Origin of the sequence: Brevibacterium sp. FME37 (genome assembly GCF_014897485.1) — a bacterium.
Lineage (GTDB): Bacteria > Actinomycetota > Actinomycetes > Actinomycetales > Brevibacteriaceae > Brevibacterium.
Window position 1 is genome coordinate 1 of sequence record NZ_JABUYE010000010.1, and the last position, 10,976, is coordinate 10,976.

12 protein-coding genes and 1 pseudogene are annotated in these 10,976 nt (G+C 61.2%); 5 read left to right on the forward strand and 8 right to left on the reverse strand.

Annotation, left to right across the window (positions count from 1 at the left end; translation table 11 throughout):
• Positions 1 to 197: 197 nt before the first annotated feature.
• Together INT29_RS12405 and INT29_RS12410 are read right to left on the reverse strand one after the other, a co-directional pair.
• A complete protein-coding gene (locus INT29_RS12405) occupies positions 198 to 500 on the reverse strand; it encodes a hypothetical protein (protein ID WP_193071813.1) in 303 nt (100 codons plus the stop codon).
• Complete coding sequence (locus INT29_RS12410) at positions 497 to 1,264, reverse strand: helix-turn-helix transcriptional regulator (RefSeq protein ID WP_193071814.1); 768 nt, start codon at positions 1,262 to 1,264, stop codon at positions 497 to 499. The genes INT29_RS12405 and INT29_RS12410 overlap by 4 nt, the downstream gene beginning before the upstream one ends.
• A gap of 175 nt (positions 1,265 to 1,439) precedes the next feature.
• Between INT29_RS12410 and INT29_RS12415 the strand changes: the two genes are divergently transcribed.
• Positions 1,440 to 2,615 carry an integrase gene (locus INT29_RS12415; RefSeq protein ID WP_193071815.1) on the forward strand — a complete coding sequence of 392 codons (1,176 nt, stop codon included), beginning with the start codon at positions 1,440 to 1,442 and terminating at the stop codon, positions 2,613 to 2,615.
• Here INT29_RS12415 and INT29_RS12420 read toward each other — a convergent pair.
• Both INT29_RS12420 and INT29_RS12425 read right to left on the reverse strand, forming a co-directional pair.
• Positions 2,498 to 2,860, reverse strand: a complete 363-nt coding sequence (locus tag INT29_RS12420) for an NAD-binding protein (protein ID WP_193071816.1) — start codon at positions 2,858 to 2,860, stop codon at positions 2,498 to 2,500. The two genes, INT29_RS12415 and INT29_RS12420, sit on opposite strands and share 118 nt — an antisense overlap.
• A 56-nt stretch (positions 2,861 to 2,916) precedes the next feature.
• A complete protein-coding gene (locus INT29_RS12425; protein WP_180959025.1) occupies positions 2,917 to 4,257 on the reverse strand; it encodes a TrkH family potassium uptake protein in 1,341 nt (446 codons plus the stop codon).
• 203 nt (positions 4,258 to 4,460) lie between these two features.
• On the opposite strand from INT29_RS12425, the gene INT29_RS12430 reads away from it, so the two are divergent.
• Together INT29_RS12430 and INT29_RS12435 are read left to right on the forward strand one after the other, a co-directional pair.
• The gene (locus INT29_RS12430) at positions 4,461 to 5,402 is read left to right on the forward strand and encodes a YihY/virulence factor BrkB family protein (protein WP_101573614.1); all 942 of its coding nucleotides are present in this window, start codon (positions 4,461 to 4,463) and stop codon (positions 5,400 to 5,402) included.
• Between the two features lie 67 nt (positions 5,403 to 5,469).
• Complete coding sequence (locus INT29_RS12435; RefSeq protein ID WP_193071817.1) at positions 5,470 to 6,675, forward strand: MFS transporter; 1,206 nt, start codon at positions 5,470 to 5,472, stop codon at positions 6,673 to 6,675.
• A gap of 237 nt (positions 6,676 to 6,912) precedes the next feature.
• Here the strand turns inward: INT29_RS12435 and INT29_RS12440 are convergent, their stop codons facing one another.
• Positions 6,913 to 7,434, reverse strand: coding sequence for a DoxX family protein (locus INT29_RS12440; RefSeq protein ID WP_101573618.1), 522 nt, complete (start codon positions 7,432 to 7,434; stop codon positions 6,913 to 6,915).
• 101 nt (positions 7,435 to 7,535) lie between these two features.
• Here INT29_RS12440 and INT29_RS12445 point away from each other — a divergent pair, with 101 nt between their 5' ends.
• Complete coding sequence (locus INT29_RS12445; protein WP_101573620.1) at positions 7,536 to 8,096, forward strand: TetR/AcrR family transcriptional regulator; 561 nt, start codon at positions 7,536 to 7,538, stop codon at positions 8,094 to 8,096.
• Positions 8,097 to 8,190: 94 nt separating this feature from the next.
• Here INT29_RS12445 and INT29_RS12450 read toward each other — a convergent pair whose 3' ends face one another.
• Positions 8,191 to 9,618: an MDR family MFS transporter gene (locus INT29_RS12450; protein ID WP_193071818.1), complete on the reverse strand. Its 1,428-nt coding sequence runs from the start codon at positions 9,616 to 9,618 to the stop codon at positions 8,191 to 8,193.
• A gap of 197 nt (positions 9,619 to 9,815) precedes the next feature.
• Positions 9,816 to 9,950 (reverse strand): VOC family protein, encoded by a 135-nt coding sequence (locus INT29_RS20765; RefSeq protein WP_413463163.1) that lies wholly within the window; start codon positions 9,948 to 9,950, stop codon positions 9,816 to 9,818.
• On the opposite strand from INT29_RS20765, the pseudogene INT29_RS20770 reads away from it, so the two are divergent.
• Positions 9,888 to 10,166 (forward strand): annotated as a pseudogene (locus INT29_RS20770) (hypothetical protein); the annotation flags it as partial. The gene INT29_RS20765 and the pseudogene INT29_RS20770 sit on opposite strands and share 63 nt — an antisense overlap.
• A gap of 79 nt (positions 10,167 to 10,245) precedes the next feature.
• On the opposite strand, the gene INT29_RS12460 reads toward INT29_RS20770, so the two are convergent.
• Positions 10,246 to 10,887, reverse strand: a complete 642-nt coding sequence (locus INT29_RS12460) for a histidine phosphatase family protein (RefSeq protein ID WP_193071820.1) — start codon at positions 10,885 to 10,887, stop codon at positions 10,246 to 10,248.
• Positions 10,888 to 10,976 lie beyond the last annotated feature (89 nt).

A 10,976-nucleotide genomic window follows, 5' to 3' on the forward strand; every position in this document is an offset into this window, starting at 1 on the left:
GCGACTCGCCTTGTTTGAAATTCATCGGCCTACACTCTCGTTTGCGAAGAGCCAGAAAACTACAGTTCGACGATTGCAGGAGACAAAGAAAGGACAAGACTCACGAGTGATGCCCGCGAAGAACCACACGACAATATGGTTTTAGAGGGCGTGTCTGGTGAGGACTCTCCGGTGGCGGACGCGACCAAATCGGCGGGCTACTTGGAGGCCGGAGACCCAGTCGCAGCCGACTCTGCCTGCGTGGTCGCTCGCTGCAGCCGATTCGACAGTGCACGGAGTTCCGCGTTGAGCTCCGGCGAGTCTTCGACGACGAACTCGGCGTCCAACCTGGCCAGTGTCAAAGCCATGGTGCTGACTGTCTCTGCTCCGATCATCACCGTCGAGCGCTGCTCATCGAGAGCTTCGACAGTGCCCTCGGCAGGCATCAGCATCTTCATGACCTCGGCTGCTGCGGCGTGCACGGTGACGGTGGCTTCGTGTTTCCACCTGCTGGCCGTCACATTGCGCTCGACGTAAGCGCGATCTCCTGTGCCGGCAGATCACGAGGTTCGAAGCGTCGACCCCCAGGGATTTTAGGGACGATGTGCTCGACCCGGAAGATGGCCCAGGCTTCTTCCGTAGGGTCAAAAGTGAGGAGAAACCAGCGATGCTGATGGTTGACCAGCCGGTAGGGTTCCACCTCGAACTCACTGCGGTGTCCCTGACTTGAGAGCGTGTCTCTTTGATCCGCCGAGGTGCTGGTCTCGCCTTGATCTGCAGAGGCCCCGGCCTCGGGTCGGTAGGTGAATCTGAACCGCTGGTGTCCGTGACAGTATTCGATGATCAGTGTCAGCAGATTCGGGTCGACGAGCGGCATCGGATGGTTGCTGGCAAGCGGGACAATGAAATGGGCCAGGTTCTTCACCCGATTGCGCACACTAGCGGGCAATATCTGCTCGAGCTTCGCCAGCGCCTGTGCAGAGGTCTCTTCCATTCCACCGATGATGCAGCTCAGTCCGGAGTGCAATCCTACGGCCACGGCAACGGCTTCGTCGGGGTTGAGCAGCAACGGTGGCACAGCCGAGCCACCGGATCCCATCCGGTATCCACCCTCGCCTCCACGGGTCCCCTCAACGGGATAGCCGAGGTCACGCAGAGTGCCGATATCGTTGCGCACCGTGCGTGAGCTGACGTTGAGACGGTCGGCCAATTCCGTGCCTGACCATGTTCGGGGGACCGTCAGCAATGACAGTAGACCGAGTAGCCGCGCTGCTGTTTGTGACATTTTCTGTTGTCTTCCTTGCTTTAGGAAGACCTCCTGCCTAATCAAACAATAGCATCAGTGTTCTGAATTCGTAATGCGCTGCATGCGGCAATGGGGCCGTGAGGAAAATGGAGGAATTGAGGAATTCATGCACACGCAATTAGCTCCCCATCGTGATTCGAGGAGACAACGCGGGATGATCGTCAACGATTATCGTGATCGTTACACTTCAGCCCGAAAGCAGGACAAGAGCGGGATTCTCGACGAGATCGTCGTGAAGACAGGATGGTCACGCGACCACGTCCGTCGACTCTTGGCCCAATCGGCACGAGGGCAGGAGTCGCCCCAGACTCGAGCTGGCCGGCCGCGCCGCAGAGAGGGAAAATACTCCGACGAGGCCAAGGTCGCGTTGGAACAGGTCTGGGACTGGTCGGGCAGGCAGAGTGGAAAGTACCTTGCTGCTGCCATGCCTGTGCTGCTCGATGCTTTGGAGCGTCACGATTCCCTGCCCACTGGGGAAGGCGGATATGGTCGGGGAGTGCGGGAAGAGCTGCTGTCAGTCAGCCCCGCTTCGATCGACAGGTATCTGCGATGCGCCCGGTCGTGTGATTTCGCGTCCCGCAATGTGTCGACGAGGCGCTCGCATGTGCCCAGTGCGGAGTTCCTCAAATTCGCCGGCGGAGACAACGAGGCTGAACCGGGCTTCTTCATGGTCGATACGGTCGCCCACACGGGGGCAACCGCGCGCGGGGACTGCGTGTTCACTCTCAACGCGAATTGCCTGCACACTGGGTGGGTGTTCACTCGGAGCCTTTCGGACAATGCTCCGGACCGCGTCGCCGACATTCTGCAGTGGTCTCTTGACGAGATCACAGGCATTCCCTTCTGGGTCAATGCTGTTGAGTTGAGCAATGCTTGCGATGGAGTCCATCAGGCGGTTGCCTTATGGGCGCAAGCGCTCGATATCCACTACAGTCCCGTACCCAAGGATCATCGGCGAGATCGACTGCCAGGGGCCTCAGAACATCAGCACCTGGTCCACGAGTACGGGTTTGTCAATCACTATGACACCGAGGAAGAGCGATGGGTGCTCAACCATCTGTGGAGGGCGGTCAATGATCGACTGAACTTCTTCACCCCGATCAGGAAGCCGGTCGCCTGGGTCAGGGACGCGACCGGTCATCGCAAACGGATCTACGACGATCCGGCCACGCCGTTGCGCCGCCTGAGTGAGGCCGGCGTGATGTCGCCCGTTCAGGAAGCCGAACTCATCACATACCGCAACAGCCTCGACCCGGCGAAGCTCGCGGCAGACATCAGCAGATGGCAGAAAAGGCTGATCGAGATCACCACGTCGACGATTCCCAACTGACGCAGAACAGTCTCATCGGTGGAGTCGGCCCGCGATACGAAGGCCAGAGTCTCGGAGTACTGAGCCACGACGGCTTCGTCGATATCGACACCGATGACGTCGACATCGTGAGCGGCGAGTTCAGCGGCCAGCGATCCGCCGAAGCGTCCTAGCCCGATGACGGCGACGGCGTCATGGTGTGCCATCGGGGTGGGATCACCCAGGAAGAACGCAGCCGGCCTCGTCCGCCAGGATTTCGTATTCATATCAGTGTCCTTCCTCTTATTCGTGGATTCAGGTGGGCCATCGTCGATGGCATGCCTCAACCGATCAGGGGCCGTTCGACGGGAAGTTCGTAGCGAATGGTCCTGGCCCGCAGTGCCAGCGCCGAGGCGACTGTGACGGGGCCGAGCCGCCCGAGGATCATGGCTGCAATGAGCACCACTTGGCTCAGTCCCGGAAGGCCAGAGGTGATGCCGGTCGTCAGGCCAACGTTCGCGAAGGCGGAGATGACTTCGAAGAGAATCCGGTCCAGGCCGAGGTCAGGGGCCTCAAGCATCAACAGTGTCGTCGACAAAGCCACCAAGCTCAGAGCCAGGACGATCACGGTCACCGCCTGCCGATGCGCCGACCCTGCCACGCGCCTTCCGAGGAGGTTCGCTCTCGTCCCGCCGGTGACTTCTGCCCAGGTCATTGCCAACAGCACCATCACTGTCGTGATCTTCACACCGCCGGCTGTGCCCGCGGGTCCACCGCCGATGAACATGAGAATGTCCATGCTGAACCAGGTGGCCGAATGCAGCTGTGAGATGTCGACGGAGCTGAAACCTGCTGTGCGCGCCGTCGTCGATTGGAACGCCGCAGTCTGCAGCTTGCCCCACCAATCCAGGTGACCAAGAGTACCGGGATTGTTCCACTCGACGGCGGCGATGAACGCTGCGCCGCCGATCAGCAGTACAGGGGTGACGACGATGACGGCCCGTGTCGTCATGGACCATCGCAGCGGGGTTCTGTAGTGCCGGAAGAGTTCGATGAGCACCGGATAGCCAAGGCCGCCGAGGATGATCCCCGCCGCGATCGGACTCCACACGAAGGGATCGGTGGCGTAGGAGATGAGGCTGTCCGAGTTCAGGCCGAAGCCGGCATTGTTGAATGCGGAGACGGCGTGGAACGCCGCGTCCCACAGTGCTGCGCCCGCGGGCTGGTCGTAGTGGAGCCAGAAGCGCAGGAACAGCGCCGAGGTGATCGCGAGTTCCGTGGCCACAGTGAGGCCGATGATCCGCAGCACCATCGGTCGGATTCCGCCGATGTGCGAGCTTTTCGCCTCTGCCGCGACCGACTCTCGGAGGCGAAGTCCGACCTTCCCGGCCACGAGCATGGCCAGCAGTGTCGTGAGCAGAAGGATTCCCAGCCCGCCGGCTTGGATGAGTCCGAGGATCACCGCTTGGCCGAAGAAGGTGAAGTCGCTGCCGGCTGAAAGCACTTCCAGCCCGGTCACACTGATCGCCGAGGTGGAGGTGAAGAGTGAGGACAGAAGTGAAATGCCGCCGGGGGCCGTGGTGGCCGCCGGTGTCATCAGCAGTCCGGTGCCGATGACCAGAGCCACGAGGTAGGTGATGACCACACGGTCGATGGCGTTGCGATGAGGATTGTGCACAGTCATCGAACCTAGATGCAGCTCGTCAGGATGACGTCCACTTTCGTGACCATAGTCCAACAGTACCTCCGCACGACCGCCGTGGAGGGGCCTTGAATTGGGAGTACTCTGGGGCGGCATGGCGGGCCTGAGTGAAGGCTGTGAACGACTACGATGTTCAACGTAGTGCAGAGTCCCCAGCAGGTCGTCTCCGCGGCCAGGAGAATGTCATGGCCGAAAAGTTCCCCACTCACGCCGAACCGTTGACTGAAGCGGACGGCTCATCCGGCCAGGAACACGCGTTGAGGGACCGAGTCAGACTTCGGGCGAGGACACCGGAGCGGGGCAAGAAGGGAATCCTCACCAACACGATTCGGCACGTGATCAGTGATCAGGGACTGGATCTGGCGGCAGGTTTGGCGTTCTACGCGCTGCTGTCGATGGCACCGGCAACTCTGGCTCTCGTGTCGATGCTCGGCGTCGTCGGGGAAGCGAAGTCCACCACCGAGGCGGTGCTGGGTCTGGCCTCTGATCTTTCGGCCGAGGCCGCCGAGGCGATCCGCCCGATCGTCACCGAGCTGGTGTCGACGCCTGCCGCCGGCCTCACCCTCATCGTCAGCGTCGCCGTTGCGATCTGGTCCTCGTCGAAATACGTGAGTGCCTTCGGCCGTGCGGCGAACAAGGCCTATGCGGTGGAGGAGACTCGACCGCTGTGGAAGCTCAAACCGACGATGCTGCTCATCACCGTGGTGCTGTTGCTGCTCATGGCCGGACTGGGACTGCTGCTCGTGGTCTCGGGGCCCATCGCGGAATCTATCGGCAAGCTTGTCGGGTTGGGCCCGGCGGCCGTGATGATCTGGAGCATCGCCAGGTGGCCGGTGGTGATCTTCTTCGTCATGCTGCTGATCGCGCTCCTCTACTACGCGACTCCGAACGTGAACAAATCGAAGTTCCGCTGGTCGAGCATCGGAGCATTCGTCGCGCTGATGGCCCTGATTGTCGTCTCACTGGGATTTGTCCTCTATATCAACAACTTCAACAACTTCAACGTCACCTACGGTGCCATCGGCGGTGTGATCGTCGGGTTCGCCTGGCTGTGGATGGTGAACCTGGCTCTGATCTTCGGCGCGGAACTCGACGCTGAGATCGAAAGGTCCAACGCTTCGGTCTGAGTCATCAGGCTTCCGACTGAGACGCCAAGACTTCGGCCTGGGCCACCCTATATCGTATGGTCACATCATGAGTTCCGACCGGTCTGACGCTTCGACTTTCACCCCAGCACTGCTGGGCCTTGTGTGGACCGCGATGTTCGGGTTTTCGGCGTTCTTCTTCAGCTATTCGACGATGGTCTCGATCGCTGCCGTCAAGGGACTCCCGACTGTCACCGGTGGTTCGGTCCTGACGACGATGATGATCGGCGTCATCGTCGCGCAGCCCTTCGCGCCCTGGGTGGGCAGAGTGCTCGGACTCAAGGGTGCACTGTTCTTCGCTCTCGGTCTGCAGCTGCTGGGACAGATCCTGGGTCTGACCGTGCCGGCACCGCTGCTCGGGTTGGTGCTGGCCGGATTGTGCGGGGGAGTGGGGTTCGGCCTCTTCGTCGTCCTGGCCAATGCCGCTGTACCGTCGACGACGTCCCCCGGCCGTATCGGCAAGGCGCTTGGCATCTTCGGCGGGATCACCTCATTGGCCTCTGCCGTCGGGGCACCGCTCGGACTGTGGCTGGTCGGTACGGTTCCCGTGTGGACCTTCAGGATGATCGTGTGCTTTTCGCTGCTCCTCGCGGTGCCGACCGTCGTGAAATTCCTTCCTGGCCGAGAACGTTCAACCGCGAATGCTTCGACGAGCGACTCCGAGGTCACGGTACGCAGCGGAGCGCGGGGAGGCACGTCCCGACGCTCGACTGGGCGCAGCCTCGGTGAGGCTCTGTCCTTGGTCATCATGCTCTCCCCCTTCCTCGTCGGCATGGTCGTCTTCGGCCTGATTGTCGGGTTCGGTCCGGGTGAGGACGTCGCCGGAGCTGCACTGTACATCGGCGCGATGCAGGTGTCGGCTGTGATCGGCCGGTTCGCAGCCGGTGCCATCGCTGACCGTTTCTCCCCGTTCGCCCTCAATCTCTTAGGTCTCGGCCTTGCCGTCATCGGACTGGTCGTCACAGTCTTCGTGTCCGGTGCGATGCTCTTCCTTGCCATGATGATCATCGGCTTGGGGTTGGGCACACTGCAGTCGGCGAGTCTCGTGATGGCATTCTCCAATGTCAGCACGCCGGCGAAGGCGAGCGTTGCGTGGAACATGAACTTCGATATCGGATTGGCTATCGCCGGAGTTCTCGGCGGGCTTGGTTTCACTTATCTCGGCGACTCTGCGACGTTCCTCGTCTGCGCCCTGTTGTTGCTTCTTACCGGCGTCGTGTCCTCGATTGTGCGAGCCCTACGTCGCTCGCGCTAGGTATCTGCGCCACTCCTTCCAGACGCCGATGTCGTTCAGGATCCTCGCGCAGCCCGTCGATGACAGTGCGCGAATCGTGGTGACGGTGACTGAAGAGTCGCGGAAGACAACAGTCGGCGGAGCCGAGGGCGCCTTCGGCAGCTGCATGGGTTGGACCGCATTGCTCGCGGCCATGAAGGTCCGGGAAGAATAGGGCATCGACCTGCGCGAGGGCTTCTGCAATTGGTCTGCCCAAGGCTATTCGGGACCTATGGTCTTGTACAGCTGGGACTTGGTGTTGCTTGGCCTTGCTCGACGTCGAGCCCGCAGATCCCAGAGGAGAAGCGCCGAGGTGGATGCCAGGAAGACCAACTGCAGCACGGTCCTGGGAAGCAGGGTGTCATCCCAGGCCAGATCTGTTCCAGTGGCGCCAGATCCGGACAATGCCTTGTAGATGTTGGCTGGAAACATCGCGATGAGCATCAGCGAGAGCCCAGCCGCAGCCCATGCGCGAGTCGGCGCCCAGAGCAGTCCGAGTGCTCCGGCGAGCTCGAGGACTCCCGTGATTGTGACAAGGAGTTCTGGGGCAGGCAAGGCCGGGGGAACCATGGAGATGAGCTCGGCACGCATGCCGATGAAATGCGAAGATCCGGTGACGATGAACATGAGGGCGACGCCTGCGCGGACAGCGATCTTCCGGGGCCGCCACGAAGGTTTGAGCGTACGGCCAGCGAGGTGAACGACGATCGCGGTCATCAGGAGGAATGCCAGGGGTGTCATGGGTGGTGTCCTTGAGGCGGTTTGGATGAACTTTACGTTGACAAGATTCTCATGGTGATCTGATCTTGTCAATGAAAAGATTCTTGGGTTAGGATTGGGCTATGGCTTATCACCATGGAGACCTGCGTCGAACTATGCTCTCAGCAACCGCCTCGGCGATCGATGAAGAAGGCGTTGCGAAGCTGAGCCTGCGTGCTCTGGCCAAGCGGGCAGGGGTCTCCAATGCGGCACCGACGCATCACTTTGGGGATAAGGCGGGGCTGCTCACGGCTCTGGCCGTCGAAGGATATGACCTCATGGCCGACGCGATGTCGGAAGCAGGGCAGCGCCTGAGCCTCGTTGAGATGGGAGTCGCCTACGTGACTTCTGCGCTCAATAATCCGGCGCATTTCTCCGTTATGTTCCAGCCGCACATGCTCCGCGCGGACGACGCCGAACTCAACCGTGCGCAAGTCAGGTTGCGGACCGCACTCACCGAGGGCGTTGCTCAGTCGGTCGAAGATGCCGGAGGCGAGTCGAACACGGATGCACGGCTTGCCGCATGGTCGCTCGTCCACGGATACGCGACGCTTGTCCTCAGCGGAGCCATCAATGAGCCGGATCCGGTTGCGCACGCTCGGATCGTTGCGAGTCACTTCGCTTCAATTGCCGGAAGCTCGTGATTCGCTGGCGAAGAAATAGGAGGAATCGTCTTCGACTGCTCGGTCCGGCCAGAGGCCCCAGATGAGAGGCGATTTCGACCGGACGCAGGCCGAGTCAGCCGGGCGTGTTCTGGCCGTGCGAGTTCTTGATGAAGAAGGATCCGATGACACCGAAGATGCCGATGACTGCGGCAACGAAGAAGGCAACATTGGCTCCGTGGACGAGGCCGGCGACTCCGTAGACTTCGGGGTCACGTGTTGTGGAGACCATGATGGTGACCAGCACCGCGGTGCCCACCGAGGCGGCGATCTGACGGAACGTGTTGTTGAGCGCCGTGCCGTGGGGGATGAGGCGCTGCGGCAGCTGGTTGAGCGCTGCCGTCGTCACCGGCATCATCACCATGGCCACGCCGAACATGCGGATCGTATTGATGATCGCAAGGTAGAGGAACGTGGTGTCGGACTTCAGCCCGGCGAACAGGAATGTGGTGACTGTGAGCAGGGTGAACCCGGCAACGGCCAACCACTTGGCGCCGATGGCGTCGAAGATGCGTCCGGTGACAGGCGACATCAGCCCCATGACTGCTGCACCGGGCAGAAGCACCAGGCCGGACTCCATGGCTGTGAAGTCGTTCATATTCTGCATGTACAACGGCAGAACCATCATGCCGCCGATCATGACGATGAAGACGCACATGCCCAGGGCGGTGTTGAGCGTGAACATGCGGTAGCGGAGCACCCGGAACTCGAGCATCGGCTGATCCAGCTTGAGCTGGCGCGGAACGAAGATGGCCAGCGAGACCACGCCGATGACCAGAGGGATGAGGACCTCGAGGCTCAGCCAGCCTGCATCGCCGGCGGTTCCGAAGCCGAAGAGCAGGCCGCCGAAGCCGAATGTCGAGAGGATGATCGAGGTGACGTCGATCCGGGGGAAGGTGCGTTCGGTGACGTTCTTGAGGATGAAGTAGGCCACGATGATGTCGATGATCGCGATCGGCAGCATCATGTAGAAGAGAACTTCCCAGGGCAGGTGATCAACGATCCAGCCCGAGAGGCTGGGCCCGATCGCCGGGGCGAAGGCGATGACGAGGCCGAACGTGCCCATCGCTGTACCCCGCTTCTCCACGGGGAAGATGGCGAAGAGGATGGTCTGCATCAGTGGCATGATGATGCCGCCGCTCGAGGCCTGAATGACACGACCGAGCAGGAGGACCGGATAGGCCGGCGCGAACGCGCAGACGAGTGTGCCGAGGATGAACAGCAGCATCGCGGTGAGGAAGAGCCCGCGGGTGGTGAATTTCTGGATCAGGAAGGCCGTGATCGGAATCATGATGCCGTTGACCAGCATGAAGCTCGTCGTCACCCACTGCGCGGCGCTGGCAGTGATGTCGAAGGACTGCATGAATGCGGGCAGCGCAGTATTGAGCAGAGTCTGGTTGAGGATGATGACGAAGGCACCGGAGACGAGGACTGCAAGGACCACATTCCGATTGATCGGCTTGCCGTCAGCCGTCGCGCCCTGGCTCTTGTCCGCATCTGTCACTGAAATTCCTTCTTTCTCCTCAATATCTGACCTCACCGGCACGGTCGGCGGCAGTGCGGATCCGTCCGTTCGCACCGCGTCTGGCTCAAACCGCGCCGTGCGAGTCTACTCCCCGTCGGAGCCGACCCTATTGACAGGGTATCGGCAGAGGTCAATACGGAGATGGCCTGGAGATGTCTCGTAGGCGACCGCTGGCTTCAGTCGACAGGCGAGACTCGGATGAGATTGCCGTCGGGATCGGCGACGACGAAGGTGCGCCCGAACACCTCGTCATAGGGCTCGTTGATGACGGTGACTCCCTTGCCCATCCACTTCTCAAAGAGGCTGTCCACCGCCGAGGCTGTGCCGGGGATCATCAGTCCCACCTCCGAGGTGCGGGGCGGATTGTCGGCCAGGGACTGCGCGCCTCCGCTCAAGAGGGCGAAGAGAACTCCAGGGGCCACAGAGGATGGAGTCAGGGCGAGGATCGCTGTCGGCTACTCAGAGATCGGCGAAGTCAGGCAGCTCCTGCAGTTCGCCGACCAAATCGAGGTCATCGCATCGGCTGAGCTTTGCGCTCGCCCATGAGGTGGCTGAGTAGACGATGATCAGGCATTAGACGGCGAATCAGAAGTGAAGCTGAGCCGCTCATCGCCTGACCTGTGATGGGTGGGACTCGACTATTGCTCCACCGGGGACGTTTCCGAATCCGGACAACTGCCGCAGCTCGGCGTTGTGTAGGTGAGGAAGTGCACGGTGAGCCGACGGACTCATCCCGCGCATCCAGGCTTGGATGATCTGCAGGACGTCGCCGTGGGCCACGAGGACGATGTCCTGAGAGCCGGGCAGGGCAAGAAGATCGGTGACGAGTTCCTTCGTCCTACGTGCCACCTGTTCCGCAGTTTCGACTCCTTCAGGCACCACTTGCACGCTCGAGTCGGCGTCCCAGACCTCGTTGTAGCGATCCGAGGGCCCTCCTTCCAGCGATCCGAAGTCTCGCTCTCTCAAACGAATGTCGACACGAGGAGTGTCCGTTCCCCACACGTTTGCGGCTATCTGGGCAGTCTCGTGCGCACGAGCAAAGTCGCTCGTGACTAAGAGTGTGTTTGACGCAAGGAGTGTGGCCTGGGCTGATCGTGTTGCCTGCATTCGCCCACGCTCGGTCAGCCTCGCCCAGGTGAATGCCAATGGTCCAGGCTGGCTGACGACCACCCCGTCACGATTGGCTCTGCTCTCGCCATGGCGCAGGGCCCACAGCCGTCTTCCGCGCTCGTCATGGTACACGGACATCGGCTGACTCTCTTTCGGTTGAGCACATCGTTAATGTGTTGGCGAGCCGATTGTCGGAGCCTGTTTCAGCGATTCGAATCAGGGCGGAA

Excerpts from the sequence above, each read along its gene's own strand:
- INT29_RS12440 (WP_101573618.1), bottom strand. The coding sequence starts at position 7,434 with ATGACACCCCTGGCATTCCTCCTGATGACCGCGATCGTCGTTCACCTC.
- INT29_RS12435 (WP_193071817.1), top strand. The coding sequence starts at position 5,470 with ATGAGTTCCGACCGGTCTGACGCTTCGACTTTCACCCCAGCACTGCTG.
- INT29_RS12430 (WP_101573614.1), top strand. The coding sequence starts at position 4,461 with ATGGCCGAAAAGTTCCCCACTCACGCCGAACCGTTGACTGAAGCGGAC.
- INT29_RS12415 (WP_193071815.1), top strand. The coding sequence starts at position 1,440 with ATGATCGTCAACGATTATCGTGATCGTTACACTTCAGCCCGAAAGCAG.
- INT29_RS12460 (WP_193071820.1), bottom strand. The coding sequence starts at position 10,887 with ATGTCCGTGTACCATGACGAGCGCGGAAGACGGCTGTGGGCCCTGCGC.
- INT29_RS12420 (WP_193071816.1), bottom strand. The coding sequence starts at position 2,860 with ATGAATACGAAATCCTGGCGGACGAGGCCGGCTGCGTTCTTCCTGGGT.
- INT29_RS12425 (WP_180959025.1), bottom strand. The coding sequence starts at position 4,257 with ATGACTGTGCACAATCCTCATCGCAACGCCATCGACCGTGTGGTCATC.
- INT29_RS12410 (WP_193071814.1), bottom strand. The coding sequence starts at position 1,264 with ATGTCACAAACAGCAGCGCGGCTACTCGGTCTACTGTCATTGCTGACG.
- INT29_RS12445 (WP_101573620.1), top strand. The coding sequence starts at position 7,536 with ATGGCTTATCACCATGGAGACCTGCGTCGAACTATGCTCTCAGCAACC.